The organism is Falsiroseomonas algicola, assembly GCF_011040385.1.
In the GTDB taxonomy this organism is placed as follows: domain Bacteria; phylum Pseudomonadota; class Alphaproteobacteria; order Acetobacterales; family Acetobacteraceae; genus Falsiroseomonas; species Falsiroseomonas algicola.
On record NZ_JAAIKB010000006.1, the window covers coordinates 280,242 to 298,226 of the forward strand.

Consider the following 17,985-nt stretch of genomic DNA (forward strand, 5'->3'; position numbering starts at 1 on the left):
TCGCCGCCGCCCGGGGCAGCGTACCCCCCTGGGCGGCGGCTTGCCGTTGTTTCACGTGAAATCGTGATGCTTCGGGCTTAAATTGCGAACGCTTCGCAATTGCAGAAAGCCCCACCCCTATGTCCCTTATGCTCGATGCCGGCCTGATCCTGCTGCGGGAGGGGCTGGAAGCCGTCCTCGTCCTCGCCGCCCTGGCCGCCTTCCTCGGCCGCGCCGCGCCCGAACGGACCGGCGCGCTGGGCGCGGGCGCCGCCCTCGGGCTGGCCGCCAGCCTCGTGGTCGCCATTCTCTACGCCCTCTACCTCGGCGGGGAGCATGATGACCGGGTGGAGGCCGCGACCTGCCTGCTGGCGGCCGGCCTCATGCTCTGGACCGGCGGCTGGCTGGCCCGCCACGCCGATCCCCGCGCCTGGTCGGCGGCGCTGAAGACCCGCACGGATCGGGCGCTCTCCGGCCGCCGCGTGGCCGTCGCCGTCGCCGCCATCGGCTTCCTCGCGGTGTTCCGCGAAGGCGCGGAGACGGTGCTGTTCCTCGCCGCGCTGGGCGCGGAGCAGCAGCCGATCCCTGTTCTGGCGGGCGCCGTGGTGGCAGCGCTGGTGCTCTTCGGCTTCTGGGTCGTCATCCGCCGCGGCACGCGCCGCCTGCCGCTGCGGCCGCTCTTCCTTGGCACCTCGCTGTTTCTGCTGGTGATGGCGGCGCGCTTCACCGCGGCGGCGGTGCAGGAACTGCAGGAGCAGGCCTTCATCAGCTTCACGCCGGTGGACCTGCCGGAAACCCTGCTGGCGATCGGCATCCCGGACAGCGCGGAGGCGCTGGTGGCCTTCCTCGCCGTGATCTGCCTCGCGCCCCTCGCCCTGCTGCCGCGGCGGCGGCCGTCCACGACGCCCGCCGCGGCGGAGTAACGGCGCGCCGCTGGACCGTCCTGCGGCCGGGGCCTGGCGGGGGGAGTGACGCCCGCGCCACCCCCGCGCATGCTTCCCGCATGCATCCGCCCCTCCGCACCGGCATCCGGGAGGCGCTTGGCGCCCCGGCCCTCGCCATGGGCGCCACCTTCCTGGCCTTCGGCGCCGCCGTCGCGGAAGCGGGGCTTTCCCTGCCATGGGCGCTGCTCTGCACCGGCGCGGTCTATGGCATGGCGGGGCAACTGGTGCTGCTGCAGGTCGCGGCCGGTGGCGGGGCCGCGTTGCCGGCGGTGGTGGCGGCGACGGCCGCCAATGCGCGCTTCCTGCCCATGGCCGTCGCCATCGCGCCGCTGCTGGGGCGGGGCTGGCGGCGATACCTCTCCCTTCCCTTCATCGCCATCACCCCCTGGGCGGCGGGGATGCGCGTGCTGCCGGGCCTGCCGGAGCCCGCGCGCCTGAACTGGTTCCTGGGCTTCGCGATCGCCTCCTGGTGCGCCGCCATGGGCGCCACCGCGGCGGGGCACCTCGCGGCGCCGCTGCTGCCACCGGCGCTGCGGGCCGCGGCGCTCTTCACCAACCCGCTCTACTTCGCCCTGCTGCTCGGCGCCGACATCGCGCGGCCGGGCGTGGGCGCCGCCATCCTGGCGGGCGTGGCGGCGGCGCCGCTGGCCTGTTGGATCGGCGGCGCCTGGGGCCTGCCCGTCGCGGGCCTCATCGCCGGCACCATCGCCTTCCTGGTCCTGCGCCGATGACCAGCGCCGATGCCGCCCTGGTGCTGACCATCGCCATCGGGCTGCTGCTGCGCGCGGCCGGGCTGGCGCTGGGCGGCGCGCTGCGGCCGGACCATGGCTTCATCGCCTGGGCCTCCGCCGTCTCCGTCGCCACGCTGGCCTGCTTCGTCACCCTCGCCATCGCGACGCCGGCAGGGCTGCTGGCCACGGTGCCGCTTGCGGCGCGCCTCGCCGGCCTCGCCGCCGGGGGCCTCGCCTGGTGGCTCGCCGGGCGCCGCCTGCTGCCGGCCATGGCAGCCGGGCTTGCCGCGCTGCTGCTGGCCCGGGTCTGGACAGGCTGATATACTCAGGGTTGAGAAGGGCTGAGCGTGGTAGCCTGCGGGACATGGTGGCGGGATGATCGGCTTCGATTTGGGCTCCGAAGCCGGACGGGAACGTGCGCGGCTGGCCATGGAGAATTTCGGCATCGCCTTCTTCGAATCCAACATGGCCACCAGCCAGGTCGTGGTCAGCCCCAACGCCTTCGCCATGTTCGGCCTGCCGGTGCCGCCGCGCATGCCCGTGGACCGCACGGGGTTCTGGGAATGCTACCACCCCGAGGATCTGGAGGCCGCCCGCGCCACCTTCGCCGCCGACCTCCGCGGCGAACGCGACCGTGACATCTACTGCGAACGCGTCCGCATCATCCGCCAGACCGACCGCGCCATCCGCCATATCGAGTTCCTCGGCCGCATGTTCGGCCCGCCCGGCGCGCGTACCCACATCGTCGGCATGTTGCGCGACGTGACCGATGCGGCGGAGGCCGAGGCCCGCCGCGCCCTGCTGGTGCGGGAGGTCAACCACCGCGCCAACAACACGCTCTCCGTCGTGCAGGCGCTGGTCCGGCTGACCCAGGCCGCGGACATGCCGGACTACAAGCGGCGGCTCGAGGGTCGGATCCTCTCGCTCGCCCGCACCCAGACGCTGCTGGACCAGGCGGCGCAGCATCCCGCCGCCTTCGCCCTGCTCATCGCCTCCGAACTCGCCGCCTATCGCGACCACCTGACTCTGGAGGTCGATGGCGTCCCGGACCTCACCGCGAATGCGGTGCAACCCGTGGCGATGATCCTCTACGAGATGGCGACCAATGCCGCGAAGCACGGGGCGCTGGCCACCGCCGGCGGCCAGGTGCGGATCGCGGCCAGGCGAGAGGGCGCGGAGGTGGTGCTGTGCTGGGCGGAGCAGGGCGGCGCCCCGATCGCTGCGCCGCCCGCCCGCAAGGGCACCGGCATGGCGGTGATCCACTCGCAGATCCGCCGCCTCGGCGGCACGCAGTCGCTGGACTGGACAGCAGGCGGGCTGCAGGCGGAACTGCGCTTTCCCCTGGCGAGCTGGGCTGGCCCTCAGCCGAAGCCGTAGAGCCGCGCCGCGTTGTCCACCAGGATGCGGTGGCGCACGCCGTCCTCCGGCGCCCAATCCGCGAGCCGGTCCAGCAGCGCGGCGTCGTCCGGGATCGCCGTGGCATTCGGGTGCGGCCAGTTGGTGCCCCAGACCAGCCGCTCCGGCACCGCGTTGACCAGTGCCCGTGCCAGGTCCCCCACCGCCTCCGGCCGCGCCTGGTCCAGCGCATAGGGCGATGACAGCTTCATCCAGCCCCGCCCCGCCTGCATCAGCTCCATCACCACGCCCCAGGCCGGATCGGCATCCCACCCCGCCAGCGGCAGCTGCGCGAAATGGTCGAAGACCACCGGGCAGGGCAGCGCGCGCAGCACGGGCCCGAGCCCCGCGATGATCGCCGGCGTCGCGTAGAGCTGCAGGTGCCAGCCCATCTCCGCCATGGTCCGCCCGAGCGGCGCGACATCCTCGATGCTCAGCGGGATGCCCTGCACCAGGTTGGCCCGCGCGCCGACCACGCCCGCTTCCGCCATGGCGCGAAGCTCCGCGCGTGGCGTGTCCGGCGCCACCACCGCCACCATCCGCGCCCGCGCCGGGCCCGCTTCCCGCAGCGCTTCCAGGTGCAGCGTGTTGTCGAGCCCATAGGTCGAGGGCTGCACCAGCACATGCCGATCGACGCCAAGCCGCGCCAGCACGCGCGAGTGATCGGCGAGGCTCGCATCCGCATGCGGCCGCCCGCCCTTCGCGATGGGCGCGGCGGCGTCATAGACGTGGTGGTGGCAATCCACCGCGCCGCGCGGCACCGGGATGCGGGGGGGCGCGGTGCCCGCGGTGAAGGGGATCTCGTGCGTCGTGCTCATGCGGCCTAGGCTAGGATGAGAAGAATGAAAGGGCGAGACGTCCATGCTGCGCGTGTTCCTGACCCATACGCCGGAGATGCGGGAAGGCTACTACCCGCCCCGGGCCGAGGCCGCGCTGCGCGAGGTGGCGGAGGTCGTGCTCCACACCGGGACCACGCCGCTCTCCGGCGCCGCGCTGGCGGAGGCCGCTTCCGGCTGCCACTGCATCGTGGCGGACCGGTCGACGCCGGGCCTTCCCGCCACCTTCGCCGCCGCGCCCGACCTGCTGGCCTTCCTGCGCGTCGCCGTCGACATCTCCACCATCGATGTCGCGGCCGCCTCCGCCGCCGGGGTGCTGGTGACGCAGGCGACGCCGGGCTTCACCGCCAGCGTCGCGGAACTCGCCATCGGCATGATGGTGGATCTCGCGCGCGGCGTCTCCGCCAGCAGCACCGCCTACCACAGCGGCGTGCTGCCGGCGGTGCGGATGGGCATGCAGCTGGAGGGCAAGACGCTCGGCCTGATCGGCTGGGGCCGCATCGCGCGCCGCATCGCGCCGATCGCGACGGCGATGGGCATGCGCGTGGTGGTGCACGACCCCTACGCCCCGGTCGAGGGTGCGGAGAGCGTGACGCGGGACGCGCTGCTCGCGGCGAGCGACGTCGTCATGCCGCTCGCCGTCTCCACGCCGGAAACCCGGCACCTCATGAATGCGGAGGCCTTCGCCCGCATGAGGCGAGGCGCGCTGCTAATCAACCTCAGCCGGGGGGAGCTGGTGGACGAAGCCGCGCTGGAGGCGGCGCTGGAAAGCGGCCATTTGCGCGGCGCCGCCATGGATGTCGGCAGCGCGCCGGACCAGCGGCCGAACCCGCGCCTCGCGGCAAGGCCCGACGTGGTGGCGACGCCGCATGTCGGCGGCCTCACGCCCGAAGCGGCGGAGCACCAGGCGATGGACACGGTGCGCCAGGTGGGCCTGCTGGCGCGGGGCGAGATGCCGGATGGCGCGGTGAACGCGGAGGCCGCGACGCGCTTCGCCGCCTGGGCAAGGGCCCGCTGATCAGGCCGCGCCGCGGCGGGTTGCCTCTCCCTCCCGCGCCCGCACGACCTCCCGCGCGATCTGGTCCACCGTCAGCTCCTGCTCCACGGCGCCGGCCTGCATCGCGGCCTTGGGCATGCCATAGACGACGCAGCTCGCCTCCGTCTGGCCGAGCGTCCGCGCCCCCGCACGCCGCATCGCCAGCAGCCCATGCGCACCATCCTTCCCCATGCCGGTCAGGATGATGCCCATCGCATTCGCCCCCGCCGCCGCCGCGACGGAATAGAACAGCACATCGACCGAGGGGCGGTGGCCGGAGACCGGCGCGCCATCATGCACGCGGCAGGCGTAATGCGCGCCGGTGCGCGTCACCTCCAGGTGCCGCGCGCCGGGCGCGATATAGACCTGGCCCGGCATGATGCGCCGCCCGTCGCTCGCCTCCACCACCGTCATGGCGCATTGCTGGTCGAGCCGCCTGGCGAAGCTGCTGGTGAAGCCCGCCGGCATGTGCTGGGTGATGACGATGGCCGGCGCCGTCGCGGGCATCTGCAGCAGCAATTGCTGCAGCGTCTCCACCCCGCCCGTGGAGGCACCGACCGCGACGATGCGCCCCGCGGTCGACAGCGCCGCATCCACCTGCAGCGGCGCGCTGGGTGCGGCACGCATTGCCCGCGCGCGTGGCCGCGCCGCCGCGGCGGTGCGCACCTTCGCGACCAGCTCCTCCCCCAGTGCCGTCATGCCGCTGCGGATGTCGATCAGCGGCTTGGCGACATAGTCGATGGCACCGAGTTCCAGCGCCCGCAGCGCCGCATCCGTGCCCTTCTGCGTCAGGGTGGAGACCACCACCACCGGCATGGGCCGCAGCGCCATCAGCTTCTCGAGGAAGCTGAGCCCGTCCATCTTCGGCATCTCGATGTCGAGCGTGATGACATCCGGCGCCAGCGCCTTGATCTTCTCCCGCGCCGCGATCGGATCGTTGGCCGTGCCCACCACCTCGATCCCCCGGTCGGCAGACAGCAGCTCCGTCAGCAGCTGGCGGATCAGCGCGCTGTCATCCACCACCAGGACCTTGATCGGCATCGCGCCTTTCCTTCCGTTCATTCGAAGATCTCGATGCTGCCCGCCACCGGCCGCGTCGCCAGGTGCCGCCGCAGCCGCCCCTCCACGCCCGCGACCTCCGCCGTCGCCTCCGGCAGCAGCCGCATGAAGGCGCGCCCGGACACGGGCTGGTAGACGATGCTGCGCGCCCGCGTGCCGCCGACATCGCGCACCAGCGGGCGCATGCCCTCCGCCGCCAGATAGGCGTCCGCGAATTCGATGTTCCGCTGCCCCACGGAATCCGTGGCGCTGCCGACGCGTGCGCCGCCGAACAGCTTCACCTCCATGCGGTCGCGCCGGGCGCCGCGCGCCATCAGCTCGTTCACCAGCCGCTCCATGGCGAAATTGCCGTAGCGCAGACTGGCCGCCGCCTTGCCCCAGCCCCCCTCCACGCCGACCGGGAGCATGAAGTGGTTGAGCCCGCCGACGCGCGCGACGGGATCACGCATGCAGGCCGAGATGCAGGAGCCGAGCACGGTGACGATCACCGCCTCCTCCTCCGCCGCCACATGCCAGTCGCCGGGCCCTACCTTCACCGCGCGCCGTCCCGCCAGCGGATCGCCGGACAGCAGCAGCCGGGAGGCCAGCGGCGGGTCCGGCGATGCCAGCGCGGCGCTCATTTAACCCTGCGGTAGATGGTCCGGCCGAGATGCGTGAAGCGGTCGCTGACGCGGTAGAGGCTCTCGGAATGCCCGACGAAGAGGATGCCGCCGGGCTTCAGCATTTCCGCATAGCGGTCGAACAGCACGCGCTGCGTCGGCTTGTCGAAGTAGATGACGACGTTGCGGCAGAAGATCACGTCGAAGGGCCCGCGCATCGGCCAGGGGCCGAGCAGGTTCAGCGGGCGGAAGGCGATCAGCTCCTTCAGCTCCTCCCCCATCGCCACCGTCTGCGCATCCACGCGCCGCACATGCGCGCGCCGCAGCTCCGCCGGGATCGCCGCTGCACGCTCCATGCCATAGAGCCCCGCGGCGCCATGCGCGACCATGTCGGTATCGATGTCCGTCGCCAGCACCTTCGCATCCCATTCCGCCAGGTCCGGCATGGCGCGGTGCAGGGTCATCGCGATGCTGTAGGGTTCCTCGCCGGAGGAACAGCCGGCGGACCAGATGCGCAGCCGCCGCCGGTCGCGCGGCAGCGCCGGCAGCACGCGTTCCGCCAGCGCGTCGAAATGATGGGGTTCGCGGAAGAAGCCGGTCAGGTTGGTGGTGATCGCATTGATCATCCGCACCCGTTCCTGCGCGCCCTCCGGCCCGTCCAGCATCGCGCGGTAGTCGGCGAAGCTGGTCAGCCGCAGGGCGCGCAGCCGCCGCCGCAGCCGCCCATGCACCAGGTCCCGCTTCGTCTCGCTCAGCACGATGCCCGAGGCTTCCCGCACCATGGCGGCGATGGCCACGAAATCCTCGTCATGCAGGATCACCTCCTGCATCAGCTGCGCGACGGTCGGGGCCGGCAGGGCCGCCACGGCGGACATGGATCAGAACTCCTTCCACTCGTCATCCGCGGCCGCCTTGGCCGGCGCCGGCCGTGCCGGGCGCGCGGCGGGCGGCGTGGCCTTGGCGCGCGCCTTCGGTGCCGGCTTCGGCGCCGGTGCGGCTTCCTCCAGCACGAAGGCGGAAACCATGCCGGCCAGCGCCTCGGTCTGCTCCTCCATGGACTTCGCCGCCGCCGCGGCCTCCTCCACCAGCGCCGAGTTCTGCTGCGTGATCTTGTCCATCTGCGCGACGGCCACGTTCACCTGCTCGATCCCCGCCGACTGCTCCTGCGACGCGGCCGAGATCTCCGCCATGATGTCCGTCACCCGCTTCACCGAGCTCACGATCTCGTCCATCGTCTGCCCGGCCGAGGCCACCAGCTTCGACCCGCTATCCACCTTCTGCACGCTGTCGGAGATCAGCGCCTTGATCTCCTTCGCCGCATTCGCGCTGCGCTGCGCCAGGTTGCGCACCTCCGCCGCCACCACCGCGAAGCCACGCCCCTGGTCGCCGGCGCGCGCCGCCTCCACCGCCGCGTTCAGCGCCAGGATGTTCGTCTGGAACGCGATCTCGTCGATCACCCCGATGATGTCGCTGATCTTGCGGCTGGACTGCGTGATGCCGTCCATCGTCCGCACCACCTCCGTCACCACCATGCCGCCGCGCGTCGCGATCTCGCTGGCGGAGGCCGCCAGCTTGTTCGCCTGCACCGCGCTGTCGGCATTCTGCTTCACCGTGCTGGTCAGCTCCTCCAGGCTCGCCGAGGTCTCCTCCAGGCTCGACGCCTGCTCCTCCGTCCGCTGCGACAGGTCGGTATTCCCCATCGCGATCTCCCGCGACGCGGTGGCGATGGTGGCGCAGCTTTCCGTGATGCCGGCGACGACGCCCGACATGGTGTCGAGCAGCCCGTTCAGCCCGGCGCAGAGCTGCTCGATTTCCCCCGTCATGCCTTCCAGCGGCACGCGGCGGCTGAGGTCATTGGCCTGCGCCGCGGTCACCACCTCCTGCGTCTGCGTGACCGCCAGCTTCAGCGCATTGGCGGCCTGCACCTGGGCGGTGACGTCGGTGGCATACTTCACCACCTTGAAGGCGCGCCCGTTCATGTCGAGGATCGGGTTGTAGCTGGCCTGGATCCAGACCTCGCGCCCGCCCTTGGCGACACGCCGGTACTGCGCGGCCTCGTATTCACCCCGGCCGAGCTTCTCCCAGAACGCCTTGTACTCGGCGCTCTGGCGATAGGCGGGATCGACGAAGAGGGAGTGGTGCTGGCCGCGCACCTCCTCCAGCGTATAGCCCATGGCGCCCAGGAAGTTCTGGTTGGCGTGCAGCACGCGGCCATCCAGCCCGAACTCGATCACCGCCATCGCCTTGTCGATCGCCGCAAGCTGCCCCTGCTGGGTGCGCAGCGTCGTCACCTCCTGCCATTCCAGGATGTTGCCGTCATAGGTGCCATCCGACGCGTAGCTGGCATTCACGCAGAGCGCGAACTTCACCTCGCCCACGCTGATGTCGGTGCGGTGCGGCAGGCGCGACGGATCCGCCAGCATGCGGCGCTGATGCGTAGGGTCGCGGTGGAAGGTGTCGATGCACATGCCGACGATCCGCTCCGGCGTGAAGCTCGGCCAGAGCTTGCGGAACTCCGGCTCATAGCGCTTCAGCAGATCGATCGTCGTGCGGTTCACATGGGTGACGACGAAGTCGCGATCCACCATCATCATGGCGGCCGAGACCTTGTCCATCGCCTGGCCGATATGCAGGCTGCGCGCCTCCGCCGCCGCCTGCGCCGTCACGTCGCGCGCCAGCACCACCGCCCGCGCCGGGCGACCGGGCTCCGCCGCCAGCGGCTGCGCCTGCAGGTCGAGCACCACGCTGCCGCTGCCCGCCACATGCCGCAGCCGCGCCTGGCAGGGCTGTCCCGCCGCCATCGCCTCGCGGAAGCGGCGATGCACCACGCCGTCGCGCTCCGCCTCCACCAGCAGCGCGCCATGCGGCCGCCCGGCCAGCGCTTCCGCCGCCACGCCGAGCAGCGCGGCCATCGGCGCATTGGCGTCCTGCACCTGCCCGTCGGTGCCCAGCACCATCAGGGGCTGCACGGCATCGATGGCGGCCATCACGGCAGCCATGTCACGCGCGCTGGCGCGACGGTCGGTGCCGGCGCGTCGGTCGGTGAAGCTCGCGGGCAGCAGCGCCCGCGCAGTCCGGCTCATGAACATGGGATGCCTTTCTTGGGCAGGATCAGGACAGAAGGCCGGACGCCGCCTCGGCATCCGGCATGGTGATGAGGTTGTCGAGCGAGACGAGGGAGACCATGCCGCCCTCGCGCGGGATCAGCCCGCCCAGCAGTCTTTCCGGCACGCCGGCGCCGATTTCCGGCACCGGGCGGATCTCCTCCGCGGCCACGGTGATGATGTCCGACACCGCATCAACCAGCAGGCCGGCCATGCGCGTCGCCGTCTGGATGATCACCACCACATGCATCGCCGTCGGCACGGTCATGCCCTGGCCGAAGCGCGCGCGCAGGTCGAGGATGGGCACGATCGTGCCGCGCAGGTTGATCACGCCCCGCACCCAGGGCGCGGCATGGGGCAGCGCGGTCGTCTCCGTCCAGCCCTTGATCTCCCGCACCGACAGGATGTCGATGCCATATTCCGCGTCACCCAGCGTGCAGGTGATGTATTGCGCCGCCATGCCCATCTGTGGTGGGCCCGCCAGGCCGGTGTGCGGCGGGGCCTCTGTCCCGGCCTGCCGGGGCTGCATCAAGGTCTGCATTGCTGTCTTCCCGAAACCGATGGGCGCCGGCCTGGCCGGCGCCGAACTCCGTCAGAATTCCCGCCAATCCGCTGCATCGGCGGTGACGCGCGCTGGCCGCTTCACCGCCCGGGGCGCAGAAGCCGGCGCGGCCGACTTCGGCGCGGGCGGGGCCGCCACCTTGCCGTCCAGGCTGAAGGCCGCGACCATCTGCATCAGCGTGTCCGTCTGCTGCTCCATGGACTTGGCGGCCGCGGCGGCCTCCTCCACCAGCGCGGAATTCTGCTGCGTGATCTTGTCCATCTGCGCGACGGCCACGTTCACCTGCTCGATCCCCGCCGACTGCTCCTGCGACGCGGCCGAGATCTCCGCCATGATGTCCGTCACCCGCTTCACCGAGCGCACGATCTCGTCCATCGTCTGCCCGGCCGATGCCACCAGCTTCGACCCGCTATCCACCTTCTGCACGCTGTCGGAGATCAGCGCCTTGATCTCCTTCGCCGCATTGGCACTGCGCTGCGCCAGGTTCCGCACCTCCGCCGCCACCACCGCGAAGCCGCGGCCCTGGTCACCGGCCCGCGCCGCCTCCACAGCCGCGTTCAGCGCCAGGATGTTCGTCTGGAACGCGATCTCGTCGATCACGCCGATGATGTCGCTGATCTTGCGGCTGGACTGCGTGATGCCGTCCATCGTCCGCACCACCTCCGTCACCACCATGCCGCCCCGCGTCGCGATCTCGCTGGCGGACGCCGCCAGTTTGTTCGCCTGCACCGCGCTGTCGGCGTTCTGCTTCACCGTGCTGGTGAGTTCCTCCAGGCTCGCCGAGGTCTCCTCCAGGCTCGAAGCCTGCTCCTCCGTCCGCTGCGACAGGTCCGTGTTCCCCATCGCGATCTCGCGCGACGCGGTGGTGATGGTGCCGCAGCCCTCCGCGATGGCGGAAAGGACGCTGCGCATCGTATCAAGCAACCCGTTCACGCCGCCGCAGAGCGCCGCGATCTCCCCCGTCTTGCCCTCCAGCGGCACGCGCTGGCTGATGTCGTTGGCCTGAGCCGCGGCCACCACCGCCTGCGTCTCGCCCACGGCCAGGCGTAGCGCCTCGGCGAAGTGGAACTGCGCCTCCATGCCATCGGCGATGCGGTTGATGCCCTCCGCCAGCGCGGCGATGGAGCCCTCCACCCCGTCCAACGGGATGCGGCTGCCGAACTCGTTGCGGAGCGTGGCGGCCACTACCTGTTCCGCCTTCGCCACCATGGCGGCGAGCGCGCGCGCGGCCATGACCTCGCCCGTCACGTCGGTGGCGTATTTCACGACCTTGAAGGGCCGGCCGTTCAGGTCGAGGATCGGGTTGTAGCTGGCCTGGATCCAGATCTCCCGCCCGCCCTGGCCGAGCCGGCGATAGCGCCCGGCATCGTATTCGCCACGGCCGAGCTTGTCCCAGAAGGCGCGGTATTCCGGCGACATGCGTTCGGCGGGATCGACGAACATCGAATGATGCTGCCCGCGCACCTGGTCCAGCGTGTAGCCCAGCACGGTCAGGAAGTTCGTGTTGGCGGTCAGCACGCGACCATCCAGGCTGAACTCGATCACCGCCTGCGCCTTGTCGATGGCGGCGATCTGGCCGCGCAGATCGGCCTCGCGCTCCGTCGCCGCGGTCACATCGGCGGCGTATTTCACCACCCGCACCGGCCGGCCTTCCGCATCCAGCACGGGGTTGTAGCTCGCCTGGATCCAGACCTCGCGCCCGCCCTTGGCGATCCGCTTGTAGCGGCCCGCATCGTAGTCGCCGCGGCCGAGCTTCTCCCAGAAGGCGCGGTATTCCGGCGTCAGGCGCTCGGCCGGATCAACAAACAGTGAATGATGCTGTCCCCGCACCTCCTCCAGCGTGTAGCCGAAGGTCGCCAGGAAGCCCGCATTCGCGTCCAGCACGCGGCCATCCAGCCCGAACTCGATCCGCCCCATGGCGCGGTCCAGCGCCGTGAAGCGTGCGCGCTGGCCGGATTGCTCCGTGATGTCCTGCCATTCCAGCAGGCGCTCCCCGCTTCCCTCGAGAGCGGTCGCCACCAGGGCGAAGCGCGCCGCGCCGATGTCGATCTCCGCGCGCTGCGCGCCACCGCGCCGCGCGAACAGGTCCCGCGGCAAGTCGGTAAGGCGCGCCCCATCCGGCGCCGCAGGATCGAGATCAGGCCAATGCGCGCGGAACCCCGCCGCATGCTGGCGCAGCATCGCGCGCGCCGCGCCATTGGCATGGCGCAACACACCGTCCGCATCCAGCATCATCATGGGCGTGGCGGACGCCTCGATGGTCGCGCGGTCGGCCAGTGCGCGCGCTTCCCCGGCCGCGGCCACCGTCACGTCGCGTACCACCACGGCGGCGGCGGCAACGGCGCCCTCCTCCGTCGGCAGCAGGGCGCAAGCGTAGTCCAGCAGCACGTCGATGCCGCCGGATCCCTGGTGCCACAAGCGCGCCACCGTATCCTCGCCGCGCGACAGCTTCTCTAGCAGGCTGCGACAGGCTGCGCCGTCGCGCTCCAGACGCGTCAGCAGCGCGGCCAGCGGACGACCCGCCACGGCTTCGGGCGCCATGCCCAGCAGCGCGGCAAAGCGCTCATTCGCCTCCAGGATGCGACCATCGACGGACAGCGTCAGCATCGCCTGCGCGCGCTGCAGCGCGGCCTGCGCCGCGACCAGGCTGCGCATCGTGGCGCGACGGTCCTGCCCCGATCGGCGATCGGTGAAGCCGGCGGGCAGCAGGGCCCGCGCGGCGCGTTCCATGAACATGGCTGTTCTTCCTCACGATCGTTCTTGTGGCCATCGCCTTTGCGGCATCCGGCAATGCGGTCGCGGCACGGGATCGAGCCATGCCGCACTTCCACTCAGTGCAGCGCGACGGCGGCCGCGGTGGCGTGCCGCGCCGATGCACCGGCCTGCGGCAGCGTCGCCAGCCCCGCGACATCCAGGATCAGCGCGACGCGCCCATTGCCGAGGATCGTCGCGCCACCGATGCCAGCGATCGTGCCGTAATTCGCCTCCATGCTCTTCACCACCACCTGCTGCTGGCCGACCAGGTCATCCACCAGCAGGCCGACGCGGCCGGCATTGTCGGTCTCCACGATCACGACGATGCCGCGCGACGGGTCCAGCACCGCATCGGCGACGCCGAAGGCGCGATGCAACGGCAGCAGAGGGATGTAGGCCCCGCGGATGGACAGCACCTGCCCGCGGCCCACCACCTCATCGATGTCCTGCGGGCGCGGGCGCAGGCTTTCCACGATGGCCGCGATCGGCAGGATGTAGGCTTCCCGCCCCACGGAGACGACGAGGCCATCCATCACCGCCAGCGTCAGCGGCAGGGACAGCACGAAGCGCGATCCCTCCCCGAAGCGTGACTCCACCGCGATGCGGCCACCCAGCGACTGGATGTTGCGCCGCACGACATCCATGCCGACCCCGCGGCCGGACACGGAGGAGACGGCGGCGGCGGTGGAGAAGCCCGGCATGAAGATCAGCTCATCGATCTCGCCATCGCTCAGCACCGCATCCGGCGCGACGATGCCGCGTTCCTTCGCCCGCGCCAGCACCCGCGCGCGGTCGATGCCGCGGCCATCGTCGCTGAGCTCGATCAGGATGCGACCGCCGCGCTGCTCGGCGGAGAGATGCACGGTGCCCTGGCGCGGCTTGCCCGCGGCCTCCCGCGCTTCCGGCGTCTCCAGCCCGTGGTCCAGCGCGTTGCGCAGCAGGTGGGTCAGCGGATCGGCGAGCTGCTCGACCACCGTCTTGTCGATCTCGGTCGCCTCCCCGGTCACCACCAGGCGCACATCCTTGCCGAGCTGCGCCGCCAATTCGCGCACCAGCCGCGGCATGCGGGAGAAGACGGACTTCACCGGCTGGGTGCGGATGGCCATGACGCCTTCCTGCAACTCCCGCAGATGCTGCGACAGCGTCTCCAGCCCCGCGACCAGACCGGGGCAGACCTCCGGCGGCACCGTGCTTCCGAGCTGCAGCAGCATGGCCTGGTTGATGACGAGTTCGCCGACGAGATTCACGAGGCGATCGACCTTGGCGACATCGACGCGCACGGATTGCGCGGCGGTCGGTTCGGGCCGGGCGCCCGCGGGAGCCGCCACCGCGGCAGCCGCCATGACCGGCGCATCATCCTGCACCACGGCCGGCACCAGCGGATCGATGGAGAGGTCGCAGTCATCGACGACGAACTCGAAGATCTCCTCCACCGCCGCGCGCGGCAGCGGCGCCGCCAGCACCAGCGTCCAGGCGAGATAGGCATCCTCCGGCTCCAGTGCCTCCAGCCCCGGCAGGCGGTCCAGCGCAGCGGAGACAGTGAGCGGCCCCAGCGCGCGCAGGGCGCGGATCAGCAGCAGCGGTTCATTGGCATGCCTGAACAGCGCGGCGTGCGGACGGAACTCGATCCGCCAGCCCGTTCCTTCCGGCACGGCCGCCGCGGCCGGCGCGGCCGGCGCGGCCGGCGCGGCCATGGTGGGCGCTGCGGCGCCCGGCGCCTCCACCACCGCGGCCAGGGCGGCGATCAGGCCATCCTCGAAGCCCGCCGGCATCGCCTCGTCGCGCTGCTCCGCCGCCAGCAGGTCGGCCAGCGCATCGGTTGCCTTCAGCAGCAACGCCATCCGCTCCGGCGTGCCCTCCAGCGCGCCGTCGCGCAGGCGGTCCAGCAGCGTCTCCATGACATGCGCCAGGCCGACGAGCCGCGTGAAGCCGAAGGCGCCGCCGCCACCCTTGATCGAGTGGATGGCGCGGAACAGCGCATGCATCGTATCGCCATCCGCGCGATCCTCGGCCAGCGCCGAAAGCTGCGCATAGGCGCTCTCCAGCAGCTCACCGCTCTCCTCGAAATAGGTGGCGCGGAGGTGGTCGAAGCCCATGGCTCAGCCCGCCACCCGCTTGACGACATCCACCAGCTTCTCCGGATCGAAGGGCTTCACCAGCCAGCCGGTCGCGCCGGCATTCTTGCCCTCCAGCTTCTTCCCTGAATCCGATTCCGTCGTGAGCATCAGGATCGGCAGCGACCGGCACTTCGGGTCGGCGCGCAGCGCGCGGATCAGCGCCACGCCATCCATGACCGGCATGTTGAGGTCGGTGATCACCACATCAACCGGCTTCGCCTGCAGCGCGGACAGGGCCTTCTGGCCATCCTCCGCCTCGCTCACCTCGAAGCCTGCCTTGCGCAAGGTGAAGGACACCATCTCGCGCATCGTGCGCGAGTCATCCACGGTCATCACACGCTTCGCCATGTCATTCGTCCCCTTCCAGGGCCTTCCCCAGTCCCAGATCCTCGATCGCCTCCACTATCGCGGCGGAGGCATTCTCCACGCGGAAGCCGATGCCCCGCGTCCTGGCCGTGGCCGCCGCGGCCGCCAGCACCTGCAGGCCGGGCGTCAGCGCGCGTTCGACGGCGGCGCCATCGACGCGGATCGGACCGTCCGGCAGCAGCGCGCGCAGCGCCGCCGCCAGCGGCTCCGCCGCCGCCAGGTCCAGCACCGGCGGCAGGCGATAGGAATCGCCGCCGGCCCCCGGCTTCACTTCCGCGTCGATCATGAAATCCATCCCGCTGGCCGTATTGCTCAGAACAGCTCTATCTCGCCCGCACCCGCGGGCTCCGCGACCAGTGCCGCGCCCTCGTCATGCAGCAGCCGGTTGAGGAAGCGCTGGCGCACGCTGCTCAGCGACTGCTGGTCGAGCATCCGCCGCAGCAGCGGGCCGTCGGCGCGCACATGCGGCACCAGGTCCGGCAGCGCCTGCGTCGTCTCCGCCTGCAACGCTTGCGTCGCCTCCCCGATCGCGCCCATCGCCTCGACCACATGGGTCAGGTGCTGCGTGGTGCGATCCTGGAACTGCGTGCCGGTGACAAGGCTGTCGACGATGGCATCGATGCCCGCCGCCGCCTCCCGCGCCTCGGCCAGCGTCTCCGACAGGGCGCGGTTCTGTTCCATCATCCCCGCCATGACCGCCGCCAGTCGCGCCTGGCCGTCCGTCACGCCGCCATTCTCCGTGCCGGCGATGCGCGCCAGGTCGGCCTGCGCCGCGCTCACGCCCCTGCCCGCCGCGGTGATCCGTTCATGCACGAGGCGCGAGGTGGCGTTGGTCTCCTTCGCCAGCTCCTTCAGCTCATGCGCGATGACCTTGAAGGTGCCGCCGGCGGCCTCGGCGCGGTGCGCCTCGATCGTCGCGTTGATGGCGACGAACTGTGCCTGGCGATTGATGGCCTCGATGCGCGTGACGCATTGCTCGACGCCGCGGACCTCGCGCGTCACCTCCTCCAGCGCGGCCATCATGCGCGCCGCCTGGGCGGCCGCATCGCGAAGTCCGTTCACGGCCTGGCCGAGCATCGCCTCGACGAAGGCCGTCGCCTCCGCCAGCGGCATGGGCCGACCTTCCACCTCGATCATCCGGGCGATGGCGGCCACGCGTTCCACCCGCGCGGTCTGCGATTCCGCCGCCTCCGCCAGATGGCGGAACTGCGCGCTGAGCGTGACCGTGCTGTCCTCGATGAGGCGGGAGGAGGCGGTCACCTCCTCCGTCATCGCGATGAAGGCGCGGCGCTCGATCTCACCCAGCTCGACCCATTGCGCGAGCAGCGCCGACGCCGCGCCTGGAAGGGCGGCACGGCCCGGTGGCAACGGGGCTGCATGATCGAAGGGGGGCACGGGAGAGCATCCGCAGAGTGGTCGATCACCAAACTGCGAGCCAAGTATTTAGCTTCTGTTGATACCCTTGTGCCGCGACACTTCTCAACCGTTGCCGACACCGAAGCCCTGAACGAGGCTTCCGGCGATGAGGCGCCACCCATCAACCAGAACAAAGAAGACGAGCTTGAAGGGAAGCGCGATCGCCGGCGGCGGCAGCATCATCATGCCGAGGCCCATCAGCACGCTGGCGACGACAATGTCGATGATGAGGAAGGGCAGGAACAGCAGGAAGCCGATCTCGAAGGCGCGGCGCAGCTCGCCGACCATGAAGGCGGGCACCAGCGCGCGCCAGGGCATCTCCTCGCCGGCTGCCGGCACCGGCAGGTTCGCGAGGTCGAGGAACAGCGCCAGGTCGGTGTCCCGCGCATGCGTGACCATGAAGGCGCGGAAGGGCTCCGCCGCGGCCTTCAGCCCCGCGATCTCGTCGATCGTCCCCTGGGACATCGGATGCAGGCCGAGCGTCCAGGACTGCTCCAGCACCGGCTGCATCACGAACCAGGTCAGGAACAGCGCGAGCCCGATCAGCACGGGGTTGGGCGGCACGCCCTGCGCGCCGATGGCGCTGCGCAGCAGCGACAGCACGATGATGATGCGCCCGAAGGCCGTCGCCATCACCAGCAGCGACGGCGCCAGGGACAGCAGGCCGATCAGCGCCGTCAGCTGCACCAGCCGCGCCGTGGCACCCGCGCCGCCCTGCTGGCCCATGTCGATGTTGACGCTCTGCGCCAGCGCCAGCCCCGGCACCAGCAGCATCATGAGGAGGAGAAGGACGAGGATGCGGCGCATCACGATGCCTCCGCCGGCAGCGGCATCAGCACGTCGGTCGGCCCGCCCGTGAGCAGCAGCATCGGGCGTCCGTCACAGCGCAGCAGCAGCAGGCGGCGGCGCCCGTCGATGGGCAGCGCCTCCTCCACCGCCAGGCGGCGCGTCGCGCTGCTTGCCGCCGCGGGCGCCCAGCCAAGCCGGCGCAGCCCGCGCGCGAGCAGCATGATGAGGAGCAGCACGCCCGCCAACGCGGCGAGTGCCGTCCCGATCGATTGGGGGTCCATGAAGCCGGCCTCCTGCC

At 71.3% G+C, this 17,985-nt stretch carries 18 protein-coding genes; 5 read left to right on the forward strand and 13 right to left on the reverse strand.

The genetic code is table 11. The features are described 5' to 3' along the window. The first annotated feature begins 119 nt into the window (after positions 1–119). The 4 genes from G3576_RS16945 to G3576_RS16960 all read left to right on the forward strand — a co-directional run bounded on the left by G3576_RS16945 (position 120) and on the right by G3576_RS16960 (position 3,031). The gene (locus G3576_RS16945) at positions 120–902 is read left to right on the forward strand and encodes an FTR1 family protein (protein ID WP_164695605.1); all 783 of its coding nucleotides are present in this window, start codon (positions 120–122) and stop codon (positions 900–902) included. A gap of 80 nt (positions 903–982) precedes the next feature. Then, complete coding sequence (locus G3576_RS16950) at positions 983–1,654, forward strand: AzlC family ABC transporter permease (RefSeq protein WP_164695606.1); 672 nt, start codon at positions 983–985, stop codon at positions 1,652–1,654. Continuing rightward, complete coding sequence (locus tag G3576_RS16955; protein WP_164695607.1) at positions 1,651–1,974, forward strand: hypothetical protein; 324 nt, start codon at positions 1,651–1,653, stop codon at positions 1,972–1,974. Before G3576_RS16950 ends, G3576_RS16955 begins: the two co-directional genes overlap by 4 nt. A 55-nt stretch (positions 1,975–2,029) precedes the next feature. Then, positions 2,030–3,031 (forward strand): HWE histidine kinase domain-containing protein, encoded by a 1,002-nt coding sequence (locus G3576_RS16960; RefSeq protein ID WP_164695608.1) that lies wholly within the window; start codon positions 2,030–2,032, stop codon positions 3,029–3,031. Here G3576_RS16960 and G3576_RS16965 read toward each other — a convergent pair. Continuing rightward, the gene (locus tag G3576_RS16965; protein ID WP_164695609.1) at positions 3,016–3,867 is read right to left on the reverse strand and encodes an amidohydrolase family protein; all 852 of its coding nucleotides are present in this window, start codon (positions 3,865–3,867) and stop codon (positions 3,016–3,018) included. The genes G3576_RS16960 and G3576_RS16965 overlap by 16 nt on opposite strands. 43 nt (positions 3,868–3,910) lie before the next feature. Between G3576_RS16965 and G3576_RS16970 the strand changes: the two genes are divergently transcribed. Continuing rightward, positions 3,911–4,903 (forward strand): NAD(P)-dependent oxidoreductase, encoded by a 993-nt coding sequence (locus G3576_RS16970; RefSeq protein WP_164695610.1) that lies wholly within the window; start codon positions 3,911–3,913, stop codon positions 4,901–4,903. On the opposite strand, the gene G3576_RS16975 is transcribed toward G3576_RS16970, so the two are convergent. The 12 genes from G3576_RS16975 to G3576_RS17030 all read right to left on the reverse strand — a co-directional run bounded on the left by G3576_RS16975 (position 4,904) and on the right by G3576_RS17030 (position 17,968). Next, entirely contained in the window at positions 4,904–5,962 is a 1,059-nt protein-coding gene (locus G3576_RS16975; RefSeq protein ID WP_207622863.1) for a protein-glutamate methylesterase/protein-glutamine glutaminase, read from the reverse strand. It abuts the gene before it with no gap. Positions 5,963–5,979: 17 nt separating this feature from the next. Further along, the gene (locus G3576_RS16980) at positions 5,980–6,600 is read right to left on the reverse strand and encodes a chemoreceptor glutamine deamidase CheD (RefSeq protein ID WP_164695612.1); all 621 of its coding nucleotides are present in this window, start codon (positions 6,598–6,600) and stop codon (positions 5,980–5,982) included. After that, positions 6,597–7,454 carry a CheR family methyltransferase gene (locus G3576_RS16985; protein ID WP_235952097.1) on the reverse strand — a complete coding sequence of 286 codons (858 nt, stop codon included), beginning with the start codon at positions 7,452–7,454 and terminating at the stop codon, positions 6,597–6,599. The genes G3576_RS16980 and G3576_RS16985 overlap by 4 nt, the downstream gene beginning before the upstream one ends. A gap of 3 nt (positions 7,455–7,457) precedes the next feature. Continuing rightward, positions 7,458–9,662: a methyl-accepting chemotaxis protein gene (locus G3576_RS32600; RefSeq protein ID WP_164695613.1), complete on the reverse strand. Its 2,205-nt coding sequence runs from the start codon at positions 9,660–9,662 to the stop codon at positions 7,458–7,460. Between the two features lie 28 nt (positions 9,663–9,690). Beyond that, complete coding sequence (locus tag G3576_RS16995; RefSeq protein ID WP_235952098.1) at positions 9,691–10,224, reverse strand: chemotaxis protein CheW; 534 nt, start codon at positions 10,222–10,224, stop codon at positions 9,691–9,693. A 51-nt stretch (positions 10,225–10,275) separates the two neighbouring features. Next, positions 10,276–12,981 carry a methyl-accepting chemotaxis protein gene (locus tag G3576_RS32605; RefSeq protein WP_164695614.1) on the reverse strand — a complete coding sequence of 902 codons (2,706 nt, stop codon included), beginning with the start codon at positions 12,979–12,981 and terminating at the stop codon, positions 10,276–10,278. 95 nt (positions 12,982–13,076) lie between these two features. After that, entirely contained in the window at positions 13,077–15,095 is a 2,019-nt protein-coding gene (locus tag G3576_RS17005) for a chemotaxis protein CheA (RefSeq protein WP_164695615.1), read from the reverse strand. 3 nt (positions 15,096–15,098) lie between these two features. Beyond that, positions 15,099–15,464 carry a response regulator gene (locus tag G3576_RS17010; protein WP_164695616.1) on the reverse strand — a complete coding sequence of 122 codons (366 nt, stop codon included), beginning with the start codon at positions 15,462–15,464 and terminating at the stop codon, positions 15,099–15,101. A 1-nt stretch (position 15,465) separates the two neighbouring features. Further along, the gene (locus G3576_RS17015; protein ID WP_164695617.1) at positions 15,466–15,768 is read right to left on the reverse strand and encodes an STAS domain-containing protein; all 303 of its coding nucleotides are present in this window, start codon (positions 15,766–15,768) and stop codon (positions 15,466–15,468) included. Positions 15,769–15,794: 26 nt separating this feature from the next. Further along, entirely contained in the window at positions 15,795–16,877 is a 1,083-nt protein-coding gene (locus G3576_RS17020; RefSeq protein WP_164695618.1) for a methyl-accepting chemotaxis protein, read from the reverse strand. A gap of 84 nt (positions 16,878–16,961) precedes the next feature. Further along, positions 16,962–17,705 (reverse strand): flagellar type III secretion system pore protein FliP, encoded by a 744-nt coding sequence (gene fliP, locus G3576_RS17025; RefSeq protein ID WP_164695619.1) that lies wholly within the window; start codon positions 17,703–17,705, stop codon positions 16,962–16,964. After that, on the reverse strand, positions 17,705–17,968 hold the full coding sequence (locus G3576_RS17030; protein WP_164695620.1) for a hypothetical protein: 264 nt from the start codon (positions 17,966–17,968) through the stop codon (positions 17,705–17,707). Before G3576_RS17030 ends, fliP begins: the two co-directional genes overlap by 1 nt. Between the last annotated feature and the right edge of the window lie 17 nt (positions 17,969–17,985).